The organism is Pricia mediterranea (assembly GCF_032248455.1).
Lineage (GTDB): Bacteria > Bacteroidota > Bacteroidia > Flavobacteriales > Flavobacteriaceae > Pricia > Pricia mediterranea.
Window position 1 is genome coordinate 2,486,273 of record NZ_JAVTTP010000001.1, and the last position, 21,850, is coordinate 2,508,122.

Genomic DNA, 21,850 nt, shown 5'->3' on the forward strand with positions numbered 1-21,850 from the left:
GTGTTATGGATTCAGGGTTATTTAACTTGGATGCCCCCAAGTGCTTATGAATCAGTGTCCGTCGAAAAAGGAATGAGCAACGCATGATTTGGGATTTGGAATTTGGGATTTGGAATTTTTCGTCCGTGAAACGGGGCATCCTCCTGTGTCTATTATTCTCGGTTTCTATAGGATTTTCCCAAAAAGTTCCCTCGATAACTTCAAGGACCGATACCACCGATATCAAGATCGGGGAACAGGTCAATTTTACGGTGACGGTCGAGGCAGATAGCACGGCACAGGTCATTTTTCCGGAGGGACAGACCTTTTCCCCTTTGGAAACGGTAGAGGCCTTTGCCACGGATACCACCCGCAAGCAAGCCAGGATGACCTTGCAGAAGACCTATGCCCTAACCCAGTTCGATTCGGGGGCCTATAATCTGCCCGCCCAACGCATCGAGGTCAATGGCAAGGCCTTTTTTACCGATTCGACCGTAGTGAACGTGGCGAACGTTCCCGTCGATACGCTCACCCAGAAAATGTACGACATCAAACCCCTGATGGAGGTCGAAAAGAGCCGTACCGAGCTTTGGTTTTGGGTGCTGGGCATCCTGTTGGGATTGGCCGTGGTCGCAGGCCTGCTCTATTGGTTCGTTTTCCGTAAGAAACCCTTGTCCGAAGAAGAAAAAGTAGCGCTATTGCCCGCATATGACCGGGCGTTGCTGGAACTGAAAAAACTGGAGAATTCCAAATACCTTATCCAGGAGGAGTACAAAGAATACTACTCCGAACTCACCGACATTGTTCGATCCTATCTCGAGGAAGACGTGAACGTGTCGGCCATGGAGAGCACCACCGATGAGCTGATAACCAAATTGGAACTGCGTAGGGACGCTGGGGAACTGCGACTTGAAGACGATACCCTCAAGCAGTTCAAGCGAATTTTACAAACGGCCGATCTGGTAAAATTTGCCAGGTCACGACCGGAGTCATCCATCGCACGGAACGACAGAAAATCCATCGAGGAAATCGTTACCAAGACCCATGATGCCCTGCCCGAGCCTACGATAGAGGAGCTCATGGAGCAGGAGGAATATAAAGAGGAGCAGGCGCGCAAACAGCAGCGACGAAAGGTCGCGATCAGTATTGCCGCGATTTTTGGCTTCCTGGTGTTGACGGCCGGTATTGCTGTCGTTCGTTACGGTTTTGACCCGGTAAAGGATACCGTCTTGGGCCACCCCACCAAAAGTCTGCTCGAGGGAGAGTGGGTCGCCAGTACCTACGGATACCCTCCGATCAGTCTTGAAACGCCCGAAGTATTGAAAAGGCAATCCCCCGTCGTCCCACCCGGGTCGAAGACCGACATCCAAGAGTTACAGGCCTTTGAATACCAAGCTCCCGATGGAATTTTCGCAATCGGGGTGGCCTCCAGTTTGTACGCCCAGCAAACCGAACCGGACTACGAACGGACCATCGATGCCTTTGTTCGCGGGCTGGAAAGCAGGGGTGCCAAGAATATCATTACGAAAGACGAGGAATTTACCACGGTGACCGGGGTCAAAGGTGTAAAAATATACGGTAGCGCCAATTTTGCCGTGCCCGATGCCAAGGAGGAGGTTCCCGGCAAATACGCCCTACTGCTTTTCGGCGGCCCGGGCTTCCAACAACAGGTCATGCTGACCTGGCGGGACGGGGATACCTATGCCGAACAGATCGTGGAGCACGTGTTGAACACGGTCGAAGTCAAAACAGACGTATAATGCTTGAGAATATCACCTTCGCGAACCCGGAATTCTTTTGGTTGCTATTGTTGCTTCCCCTGGCCGTGCTGTGGTTTTTCTATAAACGTCGGGAACAGGTGGCATCCCTGAAAATGCCGAGCATTAAGGGGTTTTCGCAATCGGGATTTCTACCGCGGTTGAAGCCCTTGTTGTTTGTACTTCGGCTCTTGGCCTTAGCCGCCATAGTTGTGGCCATGGCGCGCCCCCAGACCGAGGACATTTCCACTCGAACGAAGACCACCCGGGGCATCGATATCGTAATGGCCATCGACGTCTCGTCAAGCATGTTGGCACGCGACCTGAAACCGAACCGCTTGGCAGCGTTAAAGGAAGTGGCCGGTGATTTTATCAGGGAACGCCCGAACGACCGTATCGGTCTCGTGGCCTATGCGGGAGAAGCCTATACAAAGACCCCGATCACGAGCGACAAAGCTATTGTGTTGAGTGCCCTACGTGAGATTACCTACGGAGAGCTGAACGACGGGACGGCCATAGGAATGGGGCTCGCCACTGCCGTCAACCGTTTGAAGGAAAGCAAGGCGGTGAGCAAGATTATCATCCTGCTTACCGATGGAGTCAACAATTCCGGATTTATAGAGCCCCAGACCGCCGCCGATCTCGCCGTGGAATACGGAATCAAGACCTATACCATCGGTATCGGCACCAACGGTAATGCACTGTCGCCGATTGCCTATAATGCGGACGGATCTTTTCGCTATGGCATGCGACAGGTCGAAATCGATGAGCCGCTTTTGAAAGATATCGCCAAAGTGACCGATGGAAAATATTTTAGGGCAACGGACAACGAAAAACTCGAGGCGATTTACGAAGAGATCAACAAGCTCGAAAAAACCGACATCGAAGAGTTCAAGTACTTTAGGTACGAAGAGAAATTCCGTTCTTGGGTGCTTTTGGCAGGGGGTTTGTTATTGTTGGAATGGATATTGAGACATACCCTTTTCCGGAGTTTTATTTGAGACCATGATTCAATTAGACGAAAAAATATACTTCTATCTGCTGGGCATCCTCCCGGTGCTCATCGTCCTATTCTTGTTGCTGCAACTTTGGAGAAAGCGCACCCGGAACAAGTTCGCAGATACGGAACTGTTAAGACGCCTGACGCCGGACAGATCGAAATTCAAGTCGGGATTAAAGTTGTTCCTTTTTTTATTGGGACTCACCTTTTTGACCCTGGGGCTGGTCAACCCGAAAATCGGTACGAAACTCGAAACGGTCAAACGCGAAGGGGTCGATATCGTATTTGCCATTGATGTCTCCAAGAGTATGTTGGCCGAAGATATTGCCCCCAACCGGTTGGAAAAATCCAAACGCCTGGTCTCCGAGATTATCAACCAATTGGCCAGTGACCGAATCGGCATAATCGCCTATGCGGGACAGGCGTTTCCACAGTTGCCCATTACAACGGACTACGGGGCGGCCAAGATGTTCCTACAGAACATGAACACCGATATGCTCACCTCCCAGGGTACGGCGATCGATCAGGCCATCGAATTGGCAACCACCTATTACAACGACCAAGAGCAGACCAATCGGGTGCTTTTCATCATTTCCGATGGGGAAGACCATTCCGGTGGGTCGACCATCGATGCGGTGGAAAAGGCCACCGACGAAGGCATCCGAATTTTTACGATCGGTGTCGGCCAGGCCAAGGGAGCCCCCATCCCCATCAAACGCAACGGAGTGGTCGAAAGATTGAAGAAAGACAATAAGGGGGAAACGGTCATTACCAAATTGGACGAGTCGTTTCTCAAGGAAATCGCGGATGAGGGCAATGGCGAATACATCAACGGTTCGAATACCGAAGAGGCAGTGGAGTTTATAAAGGAACAGTTGTTACAGATGGACAAAAAGGAATTCGAGGCCAAACAGTTCGCAGAATTCAAAGACCAGTTCCAATGGTTTTTGGGACTCGGACTCCTATTTTTGTTTTTGGATGTGCTGACATTGGAAAAAAAGACCACCTGGCTGCGAAAATTGAACTTGTTCAACGAGAGGGAAGTGGAGTAAGATGAAGGAAGAAAGAAGTAAAGAAGAAGGACAGTTGAAGGAAGACGGGTGACGGGAACCATCGATTTCCCTGTCTCCAAACTTAAACCTTGAACGGCTGCGCAGCAGCGATTAAACCTTGAACCAAATGCGGACTTGGCTGAAGTTCAAAAGTATCGATTGAAAAATACAAAGATGAAACTAAAGGTAACATATTTTTTTATTCTAATAGGATGCTTGGCCTTCGCCCAAGACGATGAAAGCGCGAGAGAGAAGGCCCTTACCCAATCCAAAAATTTGACCTGGGAAGGGAACAAACAGCTTTCCGAGGATAAATTTGTAGAAGCGGAGATGGATTACCGCCGCGCTATCGCCAAAAGCGATGAAAATGCGGCTGCCCGCTACAATTTGGGAAACGCCTACTACCACAACGAAACCTACAGCGAGGCCTTCGGACGCTTTAAAGAGGCAGGGGAATTGGCCACCGATAAGGAAGAAAAGCACGTGGCCTACCACAACATGGGCAATGTGTTCATGAAGCGAAAGGATTATCAAAAGGCGGTCGAGGCCTATAAAGAGGCCCTGCGGAACAATCCGACCGACGACGAGACCCGATATAATCTGGCGCTCGCCAAAGAAATGCTGGAAAAAGAGGAGCAGAAGAACGATCAGAACGAGGAAAACAAGGACGAAAACGAAAACAAGGACGAAAAGGACAAGGATAAAAAAGAAGGAGATAACGAGGACAAGGACAAGGAGCAGGGCAACAAAGACGAAAACGATAAGAACGAGGAAGGAGACCAGAACGAAGAGCAGAAAGACGAGGACAAAGAAGGCGAGGGCAACGATAAAAAAGAAGAGAATAAATCCGAACAAGACGACCAAGAAAAACAGCCCCAGCAACGCCGTCCGGATCAACTGAGCAAGCAGCAAGTGCAGAATCTGTTGGAGGCCATGCAGAACGAGGAGAAAAAAGTGCAGGAAAAAATTGACGCCCAAAAAGTCAAGGGCGCCAAGGTCAAGAATGAAAAGGACTGGTAGCCTTGGAAGAAATAGTCTCACGTCCAATACATCGCTGTATAGAAGAAAAATGATTTTGATAAAGAGCTACATCACCCTAATTCCCCTAATGCTTTTGGCCCTTGTGCTAAAGGCCCAGGACAGTGATGCCATCACTTTCGAGATGCAGCTCAGTAAAGATAAGCTGGGCATCAATGAAAGGCTGCGGGTCGATTTTGCCATGAACAAAGACGGCGACAATTTCAATCCCCCGGATTTTACCGGTTTTCGAGTGCTTCGGGGGCCATCACAGTCCATCAGCTCATCATGGGTAAACGGGGTGCGCAGTTATTCCAAGACCTATTCTTATACCTTGGCGCCGAGATCTCAGGGTACGATTACGATCAAACAAGCGACCATCGTCATCGACGGCAAGACCTATAAATCCACTCCCAAGGAAGTCGAGGTCACGGCGGCCGTGGATAAGCCCAGTGACCAGATGACCGCAGATGATGTGGCCGACGAAAGCTTGCATCTGGTGGCCGAGGTCTCGAAAACGGCTCCCTATCTCAACGAGGCCCTGAGCGTGGTCTACAAACTATATGTAAGCCCCTCGATCAGTGTTTCGAACTATCAGCCCTTGGACAATCCGAAGTACAATGATTTTTGGAGCCAAGACATTCCCGTTAAACGCCTTTCCGCCGAGAACGGCACCTACAAGGGCAAGCCCTATCGTTATGTTATCTTGAAAAGAGTGGTGCTCTATCCGCAAAAATCCGGAAAGCTGGCCATCGAACCGCTGTCTCTGGAGGTCACCGTTGACGTGCCCACGAACAAGCGCGATTTCTTCGGGGGCCGTATCTATTCACAGACCACCAAGACGGTCTCCGCGGGCAATCGTACGATTAACGTGAAACCCTTGCCGGAAAAGGGCAAGCCGGTCAATTTTAGCGGAGCGGTAGGGGCGTTCGATTTTTCGGTGACGACCAGTAAGACGGAGCTCAACGCGTCGGAATCATTACAGGCCAAGGTAGAGGTAAGCGGCAGGGGCAACCTAAAGCTTTTTCAACTGCCCGAACCCACTCTGCCCAGTGCGCTAGAGGTGTACGAACCAGAATTTGAGGAAAACGTGAGGACCACGCTATCCGGGTCCCGGGGCACAGTAAGTAATAATTATACGATTGTACCCTCCTATCGCGGAAAATACCCCGTGCCGTCCGTTTCGTTCACCTATTTTGATCCCTCGGCCGAAACCTATAAGACCCTCACTTCCGATGAGATCATGATCAATGTGAAGGAGGGGCCGACGAGTGCGAGCGCCAGCTCCGATACCACTCCGGGCTTCCAGGGAAAACAATCCGTGACGACGGGCAGTCAATTTAATTTTATAAAATTGAAGTCCAACTTCACCGCTATCGGCACCAAGCATTTTTTCGGGTCCACCCGATTTTATCTATGGCTCTTGTTGCCCCTCTTGCTGATTCCGATAGCCATTGCCCTCGGAAAGAAACGGGAAGCGATCGCCAGCGATGTGGTCGGCAACCGCATACGAAGGGCGAACAGGCTCGCGCGGAAATATCTCTCGAAGGCCCGAAAAGAGCTAGGCAACAAGGAACCCTTTTATATTGCCTTGGAAAAAGGCCTGCACAACTATCTAAAGGCAAAGCTTAAGATTGAGACCTCGGAATTCAACAAGGAGAAAATAGCATCGTTACTGGAGGAGAAGAAAGCGGACGAATCGACCAAGGACGGTTTTATAGCCCTGCTCAAAAACTGCGAAATGGCCCGTTACAGCCCGTTTTCCGAAGTGCAGATGCAGCAGGATTACGATAGGGCCAGTGAGGTGATCTCGCAATTGGATAAACAATTGTGAAAGCATCAATTTAAATAACATCCATTGAAAAAACTAGGCTACATACTGATTTTCATCATGTCGTTCACGGCCTTTGCACAAAGCGACGCCCTGTTCAATCGGGCGACGGATGCCTATAATGACGGAAAGTATCAGGCTGCCGTTGACAATTACCTTGAAATTCTCGATAATGGCAAGCATTCCGCCGAACTGTACTATAATTTGGGGAATGCCTATTACAAGCTCAACCAGATTGCGCCAAGTATTTATTATTATGAGAAGGCCTTGCTATTGAAGCCCAACGATCCTGAAATAAAAAACAATTTATCGTATGCGCGGAACATGACTCTTGACGCCATCGATACGATGCCGGAAACCGGATTTGCAAGAATCTATAACAGTTTTCTCGATGTGCTTTCCTTTGATCAATGGGGCTACGTTGCCGTTGTTTTTATGATACTGTTCGTGCTGCTCTATATCGGCTTTTACTACTTCCGCTATTCCTCGCGCAAACGTTTGGCCTTTATATTGAGTACCGTCTGTCTTTTCCTTTCCATTGCGTCGGTCGTATTTGCCTACATGGAATATAAAGCCTTTCAAGCCGACCGGCCTGCCATCGTATTCGCGGAGCAGACAAGCGTTAAATCAGAGCCCAACAAAATAAGCCAAGAGGCTTTTGCCCTTCACGAAGGCACCAAAGTGAACGTACTAGACGAACTGAACGATTGGAAAAAAATCCGTATCGCCGACGGCACATTTGGATGGATTCCCTCGGAGGACATTAGGTTAGTGAAGGATTTTTAATATTTTCTTAACGTGCCACAATTAGAATTCCCTTATTTTTACCGAAATTTCAAGCTTACCATGTCGAAGTCCCGCATGCATTTTATTCTCCTTGGTCTCTGGCTTTTTGCCATTACCGCGCCTAGCGTGACTACTTTGATTGATGTCGATGAACCTGTAATGGTCACGAACCTTACCGAGGAAGAGCACCAGGAACAGGGCAAAAAAGGTGCTGATGAAAAAAAGGTAGTCAATAGCGGATTATCCGATCTTTCGTTGTTATTCCTAAGACAACAGTCTGCTTTATTCAATCCCTATCTACTTCGAAACTCCGATCACAAAGCGGAAATCATTCTTCCGCCACCGGAACGGATCGCCTACGGGAAAGATTGTCAAGCTTAATAGTCTTTTGTTTAGAACATAACCGGTAGAAATACCCGTGCTATTTTTTGAAAGATTCCCAGATTCCGTCTGGAAATATCGGCCATACTTTCCCGAATTTTTTACCCATTCTTACAGCTTCATTAATTTTATATTTCATCAGGTTATTGGATTCCATCTGATAGGAACTCCGGTATTCACCTATTTACTTAAAATCAAGATATATGGATCTCAACAAGGTATTCAAAAACAACAAAAATTGGATCAAGGAAAAACTATCCGCAGATGCCGACTTTTTTGATAAGCTGGGCAAAGGCCAAAGCCCCGAACTGCTTTACATCGGCTGTTCCGACAGTAGGGTGACCGCCGAAGAACTCATGGGCATGGGCCCCGGGGAAGTTTTTGTACACCGCAACATCGCCAATATGGTCACCAGCATCGACCTAAACGTAATGTCTGTAGTGAACTACGCGGTCGACCATTTAAAAGTGGGCCATGTCGTGGTCTGCGGACATTATGCCTGTGGCGGGGTAAAGGCCGCTATGCAATCCGCCGACTTGGGCATCCTCAATCCTTGGTTGCGGAACATCCGGGATGTTTATCGCCTACATAAAACCGAATTGGACGAAATCGATGACGAGAATAAAAGATACGATCGCCTGGTGGAGCTCAATGTTCAAGAACAATGCGTGAATCTTATCAAGACCGCGGCCGTTCAAAAAGCCTACCGCGACCGGGGCCTTAGGGTATACGGGTGGGTTTTCGACGTTCGTACGGGCGAGCTTGTCGACCTCAACATCGATTTTGAGGGTATCCTTGACAACATCATGGAAATCTATCATTTGGATTGATGTTTACCACGGTTTTTTTATAAGGCCGAGATTAAAAATTTTGTAAACCTTGAAACATTCCAAATGAAGAATATATTCTCAAATTTCAAGGGCGATCTGTTCGGCGGAATCACGGCCGGCATAGTCGCCCTGCCCTTGGCCCTTGCCTTTGGCGTTAGTTCGGGCATGGGCCCAAGTGCCGGACTTTACGGTGCTATTTTTATCGGTTTTTTTGCCGCACTGTTTGGGGGCACCAATACCCAAATATCCGGACCCACGGCACCGATGACTGCGGTAAGTATGGTCGTAATTGCCGGTATCGTCGCGGCCAACGACGGAAGCCTCGAAAAGGCACTTCCCGCTATTCTTATTGTTTTCCTTTTGGCAGGTCTTATGCAAATCGGACTCGGTCTTATGGGTATCGGTAAATACATCCGGTATATTCCTTATCCTGTGGTGTCGGGGTTTATGACGGCCATTGGTGTCATAATTCTGGTCACACAGATTTTGCCGGCATTGGGCTATTATCCCAAGGAAGACGCCGAATTTGTTGCCCGATATAAGCCCATGGCAGAAGAAATCATTCTCGAAAATATCCTAAAGGAAGAGGCCGGGGAAGGCATTTTGGTGCTGGAAGATTTTGAGGAAACCATCGAACGGGCCGGTACAGTCACTCAAGAAGACATTCAAAAGGAAGCCGCAACCCTCGCCAATAAAGAGGCCTCAGGGGTTCTTGGAGCTTTTAAGGTATTACCTAGGGCCCTAAGCAATATTAACTGGTTGGAGTTGATATTGGCCTTGGCCACGATTTTTATAATTTATGGTTTTAAGCGGATTACCACCACCATTCCGAGCGCTCTTGTCGCCTTGGCGGTAGTTTCGGGAGTCGCTTATGGTTTTGGTTTGGATTACCGCCCCATTGAGCAAATACCCGGCGGATTTCCGATTCCCCACTTGGAAATTTTTACCAATTTCGAACTGGGCGCGCTTACGCCCTATATTTTTACGGCTTTGACTTTGGCTCTTTTAGGTGCCATCGACTCGCTGCTGACTTCTGTAGTGGCCGATAACATGACCAAGACCAAGCATCGCCCGAACAAAGAACTGGTCGGTCAGGGTATCGGTAATAGTATCGCTGCTATTTTTGGAGGGATTCCCGGTGCGGGTGCGACCATCAGAACCGTAGTGAATATAAATGCGGGCGGGAAGACAAAATTGTCGGGTATGATCGCAGGCATACTTCTGCTAGTCATTCTTTTGGCCTTAGGTCCGGTAGCATCGCAGATACCGGCGGCCGTACTTGCTGGAATTCTTGTAACTGTTGGCATAGGTGTAATGGATTACAAGGGACTCAAAGCGATACCAAGTCTTCCCAAGGACATGAGTATCGGACCCGTAAAACTCAGTTCCGAGGTGGTGATAATGCTTATAGTCTTGGTACTATCCTCAGTATGGAACCTGGTTTACGCCGTTGGGGTAGGATTGGTCATCGCCTCGTTGATGTTTATGAAAAAAATAGGCGATATGACCGCACAGCGCTCCGATGTAAAAACCTTAGAAAAGGAACAGGGCTGGGCAGACGAGGCGGGCTTTCCGAAAAAACTAAAGGAAGAAGTCTTTATTAAACATCTTAAAGGTCCATTGTTCTTCGGTTCTACCAGCGATTTTCAGGCCTTGGCAAACCAGGTGCCAAGAACGGCCTCTACGGTAATCATAAGAATGGACCGTATGCAGTATATGGACCAATCGGGGCTGTACACGCTCGAAGATGTGCTTATCGACCTTCGAAAATCTGGTATCAGTATATTGTTGGTCGATTTGCTCGATCAGCCGCGATATATGATGGAGCGGGTAGATGTCATTCCAGAACTGATTCCCGAAGAGCATATTTTCGAAACGTTCGCCGATTGCCTGAAATGGATAGAGCTCAATATACAGGACAAGTACGATAAGGTTGCGGTGCCGGCCTAATTGCTTCGTCGTTAGGTTTTGACGTGATCTGCCAGAAAACGGGGGTAATTGACGGAAGGTTTTGGGCGAAATAGACGGGGAATTTTATTTTCGTTGGTACACCAAAACCGTATCTTTGCAGAAATTTGGAATCAGCCGGCGAACGATATTGCCCGCTGATTCCAAATACAACAAAACTTTCTATGGGCAAACTTCTTATCGTAGGCACCGTTGCCTTTGATGAAATCGAGACTCCTTTCGGCAAAACGGACAAGATTCTTGGGGGTGCCGCCACATTCATCGGACTTGCCGCATCGCAGTTCGATGTAGATTCGGCCATCGTTTCCGTTGTGGGTGACGATCTGCCCCAGGAGTACCTCGATTTGCTCAAAAACAGGAACATCGACTTGTCCGGCCTGGAGGTCGTCAAGGGAGGCAAGACCTTTTATTGGAAGGGAAAATATCGCAATGACCTGAACTCAAGGGATACCCTCGTCACAGAACTGAATACTTTGGCGGACTTCAATCCTGTTGTTCCAGATAGTTTCAAGGACGCCGAGGTGGTCATGCTAGGTAATCTGCATCCTTCCATTCAGATGAGTGTCATTGAACAGATGAGGGCCGACCCCAAGTTGATTGTCCTGGACACCATGAATTTTTGGATGGATAATGCCCTCGAAGAACTCAATCGGGTCATCGAACACATAGATGTCATCGCTATCAACGATGAGGAGGCAAGACAGTTGACCGGGGAATATTCGTTGGTCAAGGCGGCGGAGGAAATTCAAAAAATGGGACCTAGATTCGTGGTCATAAAGAAAGGCGAACACGGAGCTTTACTGTTCCACGGCGAGAAGGTGTTCTTCGCTCCCGCACTCCCCTTAGAGGAGGTTTTCGACCCGACGGGCGCCGGGGATACTTTCGCGGGGGGATTTGCCGGCTATCTGGCGGCCACGGGCAGTATTTCGTTCGGAAACCTGAAAAATGCAGTAATCCACGGATCTAACTTGGCCTCTTTCTGTGTAGAGCGTTTCGGTACGGAACGGATGCAAGACCTCCAAAGGAAGGAAGTGAACCAACGCTTGCACCAATTTAAGACCTTGACCCAATTCGATATAGAATTAAGTTGATTTTACGCCCTAACGAAATTGTTAGGGCTTTTTTGATTATAATCCAATGAGCGACGCGATCAAGCACGAGTGTGGTATTTCTTTGATACGGTTATTGAAACCCCTGGAATACTATAAAGAAAAGTACGGTACGGCCTTCTACGGGGTAAATAAAATGTACCTGATGATGGAAAAGCAACATAACCGTGGGCAGGACGGGGCCGGCTTTGCCAGTATAAAATTGGATATGAGTCCCGGGGAACGCTATATGAGCCGGGTCCGTTCCATAGCCCAACAACCCATTCAGGACATTTTTGACCAGATCAACGCCCGTATCAACACGACCTTGAAAGAGCATCCCGAATACGTTGACGATGTTGCACAGCAGAAGAAGCACATACCCTATATCGGGGAGGTACTGTTAGGCCACGTGCGATACGGCACCTTTGGTAAGAACAGTATCGAGAGCGTACATCCCTTTTTGCGGCAGAATAATTGGATGCACCGCAACCTTATCGTAGCCGGGAACTTTAACATGACCAATGTTAACGAACTATTCGATAACCTTATCCAATTGGGGCAGCATCCCAAGGAAATGGCGGATACGGTGACCGTCATGGAAAAAATCGGTCATTTTTTGGATGATGCGGTTGCCAAGCTCTACAAACAAATTAAAAAAGAAGGCCATACCAAACAGGAAGCCTCACCTTTGATCGCCGAGCGGTTGAAAGTGTATAAAATTTTAAAAAAAGCGGCCAAAAACTGGGATGGTGGGTATGCCATTGCCGGACTGTTGGGCCACGGTGATGCTTTCGTGATGCGAGATCCTGCGGGAATTCGTCCGGTTTATCATTATCAGGACGATGAGGTGGTGATTATTGCCTCCGAGCGTCCAGCGATACAAACGGTTTTCAATGTGCCCTATGAAGAGGTCAAGGAGCTCGATCCGGGGAAGGCCATCATTGTAGAAAAAAACGGAAAAACATCCCTAAAGAAAATACTGCCCCCGGTAGAAAGAAAGGCTTGTTCTTTTGAACGTATTTACTTTTCGCGCGGGAGTGATAGGGAAATCTATCAAGAGCGAAAATTGTTGGGAAAACTGCTTTTCCCGCAGATATTAAACTCCATTGATCACGATTTGAAAAACACGGTGTTTTCCTATATTCCCAATACTGCCGAGACTTCCTTTTTTGGCATGGTCATCGAGGCACAGAACTACCTGAACAAGCGAAAGGAAGAGCAGATACTTTCGATTGGCGCCAAAATCACCAGTGAGCAGCTCCATGAAATCCTGGAAGTTCGCCCTCGCATCGAAAAAGTCGCCATCAAAGATGCAAAACTGCGCACCTTCATCACCCAAGACAGTAGCAGGGATGACTTGGTGGCTCACGTTTACGATATTTCATACGGCTCGGTGGATAAAGGGGATAATTTGGTTATCATAGACGACAGCATCGTTCGGGGCACCACCTTGAAGAAAAGCATCCTGCGTATTTTAGATAGGTTATCCCCTAAGAAGATTGTTGTAGTTTCTTCGGCCCCGCAAATCCGCTATCCGGATTGCTATGGGATCGATATGGCCAAGTTGGAAGATTTTATAGCCTTCAGAGCGGCTTTGGCCCTACATCAAGAGCGTAAAACCACGGACCTAATCGACGATATCTACAATAAGTGCCTTCAGCAGACCGATTCGAACGATGCTGAGGTAATAAACCATGTTAAGGAGTTCTATGCACCGTTTACAGCCGCCGAAATTTCGGAAAAAACGGGCGAATTATTGAGTTCCGACGAGGTCCAGGCCGAAGTGCAAATTATCTATCAGACTATCGAAAACCTCCACCAGGCCTGTCCGAAAAACCTGGGAGATTGGTATTTCACTGGAAATTACCCCACCCCAGGAGGGAATCGGGTGGTCAATAACGCTTTTATCAACTTCTATGAGGGCAAGAACCAACGCGCATATTAAAATCGCTCCAATTGCTGCTTTGTATGATTTAATCGATAAAATGCACCTAAAAACCGCGTTTCGTCGATCATTTTGGTTCTATACCGTTCTCTGAACTTCTTATCGATCTTTCCAAAGTAAATTTGAGCTTACCATAGCATAAGTAGGTTAAGTTTATGGTAAGATTTGGGGCAAAAAAGGTGGAGATTTCTCCACCTTTTTTATGGTATAGAGCTACATTTTAACCATCTTTTGGAATTCTGGGTTAATGTACTCGTTGACTTTCTCTTTTACCTGCCAGTTTCACGTTTTGCACCCTAATTTTGTCTTTTGATCGCGTCGAACTATGGCCATGCTGCTCAAAAAAGCCTTCGTTAGGGCACAAAAGCCGAAATTCTCGGTTTCAGAAAAAAGTTTAAGTGAGTTCACTTCCCACCATTGTTCCCACTTTTGAGGCTTCCCCCCCCCCTTCTTTATGAACTACTTTCTAGTATTGGCCATTGATTTCCGCAGTTCAGCCGAAGAAACGTCCTTTGGTCTAAAACCTTTTTTTGACAGGCGGCCTTGGCCTATTTTTGGACCACCATAGCATAAGTAGGTTAAGTTCATGGTAAGATTTGGGGAAAAGGCGGAACAAGTTGTTCCGCCTTTTTATTGGCAAGACCCGAATTTTAAATAAATACGTAAATTTCGAGGTAAATTCTTTTTTGTTTGTCGTAATACCAGTATTTTTACATCGCCATAGCATAAGTAGGTTAAGTTTATGGTAAGATTTGGGACGAAAAGGGTGGAGACTTCTCCGCCCTTTTCTATTTAATCAGGCCCCATTTTGCAACTGCCAAGGCAGATTACAAAATGGAAGGCGGAATTAACCCCGCCGCTGGGCGGGGTCATAATATCGAATGCAAGTTGGTGCAATAAGATTTAGAAGATAGTTTGTTAAACGGAAAAGGCCTGCCGCAACTTAATGCGGCAGGCCTTTTTTCATGAGATAATTTCCTAGTTCATAACTTGTGAGCTCGGCTTACTTATTGTCGGCGTACAGTTTAGAAACTTCGTCCCAATTGATAACGCTGAAAAACGCATCAATATATTCGGGTCTCTTGTTTTGGTATTTTAGGTAGTAGGAATGCTCCCAAACGTCGAGTCCCAATATCGGACGTCCGCCACAACCGGTGTCGGGCATCAACGGACTGTCTTGGTTGGGAGTGGAGCAGATTTCCAACTTACCTCCCTTATGCACACACAACCAAGCCCATCCCGATCCAAATCGAGAACCGGCGGCATCGCTGAACTTCTCTTTAAAGTCATTGAAAGAGCCGAAGGCATCGTCGATAGCTTTAGCGACATCTCCGGAAGGTTTGCCACCACCGTCGGGTGACATCATTTTCCAGAAAAGGGAGTGATTATAGAACCCACCTCCGTTGTTGCGTACGGCAGTATTCGACATGTCGAGATTTTGCAGAATGTCCTCTATTTTTTTGTTCTCCAAGTCCGTTCCCTCAATCGCGGCATTCAATTTTTTGGTATAGCCCGCGTGGTGCTTATCGTGGTGAATTTCCATGGTGCGAGCATCTATGTGGGGTTCCAGCGCGTCAAAATCGTATGGTAATTTTGGTAAGTCAAAAGCCATTTTATAGTGTTTTAGATTAATAGAAAGTTGTTTGAGCACGTAATGTGCCTAACAGCTAATATACGTGTATTAACAGGTAAATCTCCCTAATTATTTGTTAAGAACAGCGATAGAATCCGTATTTTGCGTAAAAAAGCACTTGCATCCAGCACCCTTCAAAATTTTCGATGCCTCTGCTGGTTCGGGTAAGACCCATACCCTTACCAAGAGCTATCTAAAGATTGCCCTTTCGACGCCGGGTCGTTTCAAAAAGATCCTGGCCATCACCTTTACCAATAAAGCGGTGAACGAGATGAAACGGCGAATTCTCGACAGCCTGTACCAATTCGGTACCGTGGACGATATCCAATTGGCACCGCCACTGTTTCGGGATTTGATGCACGAGCTGCAGATCGATGCGCCAACCCTTCGGGAACGGTCTAGAAAGACGCTAAAGGAAATTCTGCACAATTACGCCTTTTTCGATGTCTCCACCATCGACCGGTTCACCCATCGCCTGATCCGTACCTTTGCCAAGGACTTGAAGCTTCCCCAAAATTTCGAGGTAATTCTCGATAGCGACCTTTTGCTGGATGAGGCCGTAGCACGGCTGATTTATAGAGCGGGTACGAATAAGGAGTTGACCAACGTGCTTTTAGATTTCGCCCTCGAAAAAATAGACGAGGATAAGAGTTGGGATGTCAGCATCGATCTTTTTAATATCGGGAAACTGCTTTTCAACGAAACCCATACCCCACACCTTGAAAAACTCAAGAATAAGGAAATCGACGATTTTCTGGAATTGAAGAAAATACTATATGGAAAGTCGACAACAGTAGGGGGACACTTAATCGAGACCGCTTCAACCACTTTGCGACTGATCGAGGAAGAGGGCTTGCAGAATTCCGATTTTACCGGAAGCTATTTCCCCAAGTTCCTGAGAAAGATTGCGGATGGGGACCTCAATATGGATTTTAGTGCTGGTTGGAAGCAAAATTTTGAAACCGCAACACTATACAACAAATCCGCACCCGACGATGTCAAGTCCAAACTGGATGGGCTGCATACGAGACTCACCACAATCTTTGACTCCCTTAAAACCGGGTATTTCGAGTTGGCGTTCCTAAAGAACGCCGCCGGTAATATCGTGCCCCTAACGGTCCTCAATGCCATCCAACAAGAGGTGAAGGCGGTGCAGTCTGAAAATGACCAATTGTCGATATCGGAGTTCAATGCCTTGATATCCAAGGAAATCAGAAACCAGCCTGCTCCCTTTATTTATGAGCGTCTGGGCGAGAAATATCGTCATTATTTTATCGACGAGTTTCAGGATACTTCCGCCCTGCAATGGAATAATCTTGTGCCCTTGATAGGCAATGCCCTTGAAAGTGAGGACATGCAGGGGCGACGCGGTTCGCTCTTCCTGGTCGGCGATGCCAAACAAGCCATTTACAGGTGGCGAGGCGGAAGGGCGGAGCAATTTTTGAACCTCGCCAATGCGGTCGAAAATCCGTTTGTCGAGACGCCACTTACCGAGATGCTGCCTATTAACTATCGCAGTCATGAAGAGGTCATCAAATTTAACAACGACTTTTTTACGGCTACAGGCCCACTTTTGAACAATGAACTGTACCATAAGCTTTTCGTCGAGGGCAACCGGCAGCGATACAATGCCAAAAAGGGTGGAAAGGTACAGCTGAGCTTTATAGCACAGGACGAAGACACGGACAAGAACGATCGGTATTGCGGAGCGGTGCTGGAGACTATCCAAGTCCTGACCGATAAAAAATATGGGTATGATTCCATCTGCATATTGGTCCGGGGCAAAAAAGAAGGCGTCTTGTTGGCCGATTACCTGGCGCAACAAGACATCCCCACCATATCTTCCGAAAGTCTGCTTTTGAACAGTAGCGACAAGGTGCGGTTTTTGGTCCATCTTTTGGAATTCGGCCAAGATGTGACCAATCTTGAAACGGCTTATGAAATTTTATCCTTTTTATCATCTGAAAAAGAAAATCCACACCATTTTATCTATAACAATCTGCACAACACCGCTACCCTCTTGCGGACCGGTTACGGCTTCGATATAAGGATTCTTCAACAGATATCGATCTATGATGCCATGGAATTGGCCATCAAACAATTTGATCTGGTTCCGTCATCCGATGCCTATATCACATACTTTATGGATGTCGTTTTTGAAACTGAGCAAAAGCAAGGTATCGGTATTTCATCCTTCTTATCCCATTGGGAAAAGAAAAAGGGCAAACTCGGCATATCGGCCCCTGACAGCATCGATGCGGTTCGGATCATGACCATCCATAAGGCAAAGGGACTCGAATTTCCCATCGTTATCTTTCCCTTTGCTAACGAGAATATCTACAAGCGGACGGACAAAAAGATGTGGCTCCCCGTAGATCCGGATCGTTTCAACGGTTTTGAAGAGGTACTGGTCAACGAAAAAAAGGAAGTCGAAAACTACGGCGAAGTGGCGGCGGAATTGTACCGCGAGGAGGAACATAAGATGGAGCTCGACGCGTTCAACGTACTTTATGTTGCCCTGACCCGCGCCGAAAAGGCCCTGTACGTTATCAGTGAAAAGGACCTGACCAAAAAGGGCGAACCTAAGACAGATCTGTATTCGGGACTTTTTATAGCCTATCTGAAAGAAAAAGGACTGTGGTCAGACGATGAAAACAGCTACAGTTTTGGCCAATTAAACGTAAATACCGAGGCTTTGCCCGTTGCTTCCCACGAGCAGGTGGCCTATCGTTATACGTTTAAGAACCGTCCCGGATTCCGTATCCTGACGAAAGCGGGAATGCTCTGGGATACGGGGAGGGAGGAAGCCCTGACCAAAGGGAACCTCATCCACCATGCTTTGGGCCTTGTAAAGACCGAAAGAGATATCGAGACCGCATTGGAAGGATTGTTTCGGAACGGGGATGTGGCCAACCACGAAATTGAAAACGTGGAGAAAAGTATACGTCAAGTAGTCAATCATCCGGAATTGACTGAATATTTCCAGGAGAATAGAATAGTCAAAAACGAAAGGGATATCATCACCTCCAATGGGCAAATCCTGAGGCCGGACAAGGTGGTACTAGAAGGGAACGAGGCAACCCTGATCGATTATAAAACGGGCAGGCCCGATCCAAAGTACAAGGAGCAACTCTATACGTATGCCGATGCGCTACAGGCCATGGGCTATAAGATCAACAATCGTTTGATTGTCTATATCAACGAGTCGGTCACGGTCGAGAGGGTGTGATCCATAACAATTCGTACCTTGTGGCCACAGCTAAAAATTAAAAAAAAGAAAATGGCGAACAGCATAAAATTTTCGTACCTGAATAGGGGTAAAACCGTCGAAAGTCTATCCAATACCAACTATGACCTTGTTGTCATCGGCGGTGGAATTACGGGCGGGGGAATCGCCTTAGACGCCGCTTCGCGTGGATTAAAGGTCGCTCTTGTCGAAAAGGGCGATTTCGCGTCGGGCACGAGCAGCAAATCCACTAAACTGATTCACGGCGGGCTACGTTACCTGAAACAGTTCGATTTTTGGTTGGTCAAGGAGGTCGGTTCCGAACGAGCCATAGTTCATAAGTTGGCCCCGCATCTGGTGCTTCCCGAAAAAATGCTGTTACCGTTGATAGAAAATGGTTCTTACGGAAAGTGGTTGACTTCAATCGGCCTAAAGGTGTACGATATCCTGGCCCAGGTCGAAGGAGAAGACAAAAGGCAAATGTTGGATAAAAAAGAGGCCCTGAAATTGGAGCCCTTGCTGCCCAAAAAAATATTAAAGGGCGCGGGCTATTATGCCGAATACCGTACCGACGATGCGCGGCTGACCATAGAAACGATCAAGACCAGCTTACAGTACGGGGCGGAGGCCTTGAATTATGCCGCCGTCGAGGACTTTATTTATGAGGATGGGAAAGTAGCGGGAGTCGAGGTCAAGGATGTCCTCTCAAATGAAACGTTCGGTATAAAATCAAAGTATGTAATCAGTGCCGCCGGGCCGTGGGTCGATGAGTTGCGAAGCCGTAACAATTCGAAAAAAGGGAAGCAACTGCATTTGACCAAGGGCGTGCATTTAGTGTTTCCCTACGAAAAACTGCCTGTAAAACATTCGGTATATTTTGATGTGCCCGATGGCCGGATGATGTTTGCCATTCCGCGGGGCAAGGTTACTTATATCGGTACTACCGACACCAACTTCAACAAGGACAAAGATGATGTACATACGGATCTTGCGGATGCCATTTACCTGATTTCCGCGGTCAATAATATGTTTCCCAAAATCGAGTTGGAGATGGAAGACATCATTTCATCCTGGGCGGGACTACGGCCCTTGATCCATGAAGAAGGAAAGTCCGCCTCCGAACTGTCTCGAAAAGACGAGATTTTTACCTCCGATACGGGCCTTATCAGTATTGCCGGGGGCAAGTTGACCGGATACCGCAAAATGGCCGAACGGGTCGTTGACCGTATCGCCAAGAAGATAGACGAAGACGAGAACGAAAGCAAAAAACTCAAGGAGTGCTTTACCGACGACATTCCCCTCTGCGGCAATGAAGGGTTTAAAAAGTTCAAGGACGTTACAAAATACATCGGCGAGGTGTACAGACGTATCAAGCCGGAGGGCTTTACCGAACACGACGCCTGGGTTTTGGTCACCTGCTACGGAAAGCAAACGGAAATCATTTTGAAAACCTACGCATCCTTAAGGGATGGCGATAAGAACGTGCGTATGGCCAAAGCCGAACTTCGATTTTGCATCGACTTCGAAATGGTGCAGAATCCTATGGACTTCTTTATCCGAAGAACGGGCCGACTGTACTTCGATATCGACAGCGTCCGAAATTTAATGGAGCCGATTTTGGAAGAATTTAAGTCCATCTACGAAGCCGACCATGCCCAGATTTCGTCCTGGCGCGAAACTTTACAAAAAGAATTGGAGGAGCATTCCGATTTTTCATTGGAGCGGGGACAATCTCGGCAGTAATTGCGAGGAGTGGGGACTAATGGTTCAACTTACCGACAAGTTCAAAGCGACGCGGCAATCCGTTGAACACGCTATGATGTTGAACGGATTGCTTCGCTTTGCCCGCGATGTAGTTTCAATCCAGCTCCTCCGTCAATTCCAAGAAAACCTGTTTCGCATTTTTCCCTTCGTATAGAATGGCGTACACCGCATCTATGATGGGCGTTCTCGCCTTCTTTTTGAATTTGGACTTGATTTCGTAGGCACTTTTGGCGGCATAGTATCCTTCCGCGACCATGCTCATTTCCATTTGAGCGCTTTTTACGGTGTAGCCCTTGCCGATCATATTGCCGAACATCCGGTTGCGGCTGAAGGTGGAATAGCCCGTCACCAAGAGATCACCAAGGTAGGCGGAGTTGTTGATGTTCCGGTCGATTTTATGGATACGCTTGGTAAACCGCTTCATTTCGCGGATGGCGTTGCTCATCAGCACGGCCTGAAAGTTGTCGCCGTAGCGGAGGCCGTGGGCAATCCCCGCTGCAATGGCGTATATGTTTTTGAGCATGGCGGCGTATTCTGCTCCGATGATGTCTTCGGTTACCCTGGTGTTGATATATTGGCTGCGAAGGTTTTCTGCAACGTACTCGGCCTTTTCGGTATCGGCACAGGCAATGGTAAGGTACGACAAGCGTTCCAAGGCGACCTCTTCTGCGTGACAGGGACCGGTAATTACTCCGATATTCTCGAAGGGAACACCGTATTCCGTGTTGAAATGTTTTCCGACGATCATTCCCGATTCGGGAACTATTCCCTTAATCGCCGAAAAAATTATTTTTTCTTGAATGCCGACGTTCAGTTTTTTGAGTTCGCTACCTAAAAATGCCGACGGCACGGCAAAGATTAGGATATCCGCCTCGCGAACGGCGACGTTGATATCATCGGTCAGTTTGAGCTTGTCCGTATCAAAAGTGACCGAGCTCAGATAATTGGGGTTGTGCTTTTGGATGTTAATATATCCTACCGCATCCGAATTGCGCATGTACCATCCTATGCTGTCCTGATTGACACAAAGCATTTTAACAATGGCTGTCGCCCAGCTTCCGCCCCCGATGACTGCAAATTTTCCGTTCTTTTCCATATTTGACAAAAATAGGGCTAAAAATGAAAGCTAAAGAACCGTACGGCGTGGACCTGGAGCCAGCTTTCCAGAGCGAAATTCTGAAGGATTGGTTCATTTTAAAGTGAAGAACGGTCCTAAGTCTTTGGATCGGCCACGACCGTTCCGGATGTAATGGTCTTTATGTAAGCTTAAAAAAGTGCATTTCAATCCCATTGATCGATGAATGACTTCTTTTTGGGACAAATACGATGAAACGCACAATACTTTAACATCCGCTAAGTAAGCCCAAGGCACTATTTGCGTACTATGCTGCGTTAATAGTAGCAGAACAGCACTTTGAGAAAATCACGATTTTTGGTTGGTTATTTAGTTAGAGACCGCCCTGGCTTAGTAAAGCTAGGGCGGTTTTGTTTACAAACTTAAGAGAAATCTGTTAGCAATGCTAGCCATCCATCGAGGGCAGGGGCTAGGCTGATTTTCCGGAGTTGCACTTCTACACCATTGGAAATAAG

General features: G+C 47.5%; 15 protein-coding genes. 13 read left to right on the plus strand and 2 right to left on the minus strand.

The window, feature by feature from the left end:
• Positions 1-83: 83 nt before the first annotated feature.
• From RQM65_RS10215 to RQM65_RS10265, 11 genes are all read left to right on the plus strand, one after another.
• Positions 84-1,739, plus strand: coding sequence for a hypothetical protein (locus tag RQM65_RS10215; RefSeq protein WP_314014714.1), 1,656 nt, complete (start codon positions 84-86; stop codon positions 1,737-1,739).
• A complete protein-coding gene (locus tag RQM65_RS10220; RefSeq protein WP_314014715.1) occupies positions 1,739-2,737 on the plus strand; it encodes a vWA domain-containing protein in 999 nt (332 codons plus the stop codon). Before RQM65_RS10215 ends, RQM65_RS10220 begins: the two co-directional genes overlap by 1 nt.
• 4 nt (positions 2,738-2,741) lie before the next feature.
• Positions 2,742-3,788, plus strand: a complete 1,047-nt coding sequence (locus tag RQM65_RS10225) for a VWA domain-containing protein (protein WP_314014717.1) — start codon at positions 2,742-2,744, stop codon at positions 3,786-3,788.
• Between the two features lie 174 nt (positions 3,789-3,962).
• Positions 3,963-4,808, plus strand: coding sequence for a tetratricopeptide repeat protein (locus tag RQM65_RS10230; protein ID WP_314014719.1), 846 nt, complete (start codon positions 3,963-3,965; stop codon positions 4,806-4,808).
• Positions 4,809-4,857: 49 nt separating this feature from the next.
• A complete protein-coding gene (locus tag RQM65_RS10235; RefSeq protein WP_314014720.1) occupies positions 4,858-6,639 on the plus strand; it encodes a BatD family protein in 1,782 nt (593 codons plus the stop codon).
• 24 nt (positions 6,640-6,663) lie between these two features.
• A complete protein-coding gene (locus RQM65_RS10240) occupies positions 6,664-7,422 on the plus strand; it encodes a tetratricopeptide repeat protein (protein WP_314014722.1) in 759 nt (252 codons plus the stop codon).
• A gap of 60 nt (positions 7,423-7,482) precedes the next feature.
• Positions 7,483-7,803, plus strand: coding sequence for a hypothetical protein (locus RQM65_RS10245; protein ID WP_314014723.1), 321 nt, complete (start codon positions 7,483-7,485; stop codon positions 7,801-7,803).
• Positions 7,804-8,006: 203 nt separating this feature from the next.
• Complete coding sequence (locus tag RQM65_RS10250) at positions 8,007-8,633, plus strand: carbonic anhydrase (RefSeq protein ID WP_314014725.1); 627 nt, start codon at positions 8,007-8,009, stop codon at positions 8,631-8,633.
• Between the two features lie 63 nt (positions 8,634-8,696).
• Positions 8,697-10,583 (plus strand): SulP family inorganic anion transporter, encoded by a 1,887-nt coding sequence (locus tag RQM65_RS10255; RefSeq protein ID WP_314014726.1) that lies wholly within the window; start codon positions 8,697-8,699, stop codon positions 10,581-10,583.
• A 182-nt stretch (positions 10,584-10,765) separates the two neighbouring features.
• A complete protein-coding gene (locus RQM65_RS10260) occupies positions 10,766-11,692 on the plus strand; it encodes a PfkB family carbohydrate kinase (protein ID WP_314014727.1) in 927 nt (308 codons plus the stop codon).
• A 46-nt stretch (positions 11,693-11,738) separates the two neighbouring features.
• Complete coding sequence (locus RQM65_RS10265) at positions 11,739-13,637, plus strand: amidophosphoribosyltransferase (RefSeq protein ID WP_314014729.1); 1,899 nt, start codon at positions 11,739-11,741, stop codon at positions 13,635-13,637.
• Between the two features lie 1,003 nt (positions 13,638-14,640).
• Here RQM65_RS10265 and RQM65_RS10270 read toward each other — a convergent pair.
• Positions 14,641-15,249 (minus strand): superoxide dismutase, encoded by a 609-nt coding sequence (locus tag RQM65_RS10270; protein ID WP_314014731.1) that lies wholly within the window; start codon positions 15,247-15,249, stop codon positions 14,641-14,643.
• A gap of 139 nt (positions 15,250-15,388) precedes the next feature.
• Between RQM65_RS10270 and RQM65_RS10275 the strand changes: the two genes are divergently transcribed.
• A complete protein-coding gene (locus tag RQM65_RS10275; RefSeq protein ID WP_314014733.1) occupies positions 15,389-18,499 on the plus strand; it encodes a UvrD-helicase domain-containing protein in 3,111 nt (1,036 codons plus the stop codon).
• 51 nt (positions 18,500-18,550) lie between these two features.
• Entirely contained in the window at positions 18,551-20,239 is a 1,689-nt protein-coding gene (locus RQM65_RS10280; RefSeq protein ID WP_314014735.1) for a glycerol-3-phosphate dehydrogenase/oxidase, read from the plus strand.
• 115 nt (positions 20,240-20,354) lie between these two features.
• On the opposite strand, the gene RQM65_RS10285 is transcribed toward RQM65_RS10280, so the two are convergent.
• Complete coding sequence (locus RQM65_RS10285) at positions 20,355-21,356, minus strand: NAD(P)H-dependent glycerol-3-phosphate dehydrogenase (protein ID WP_314014737.1); 1,002 nt, start codon at positions 21,354-21,356, stop codon at positions 20,355-20,357.
• Positions 21,357-21,850 lie beyond the last annotated feature (494 nt).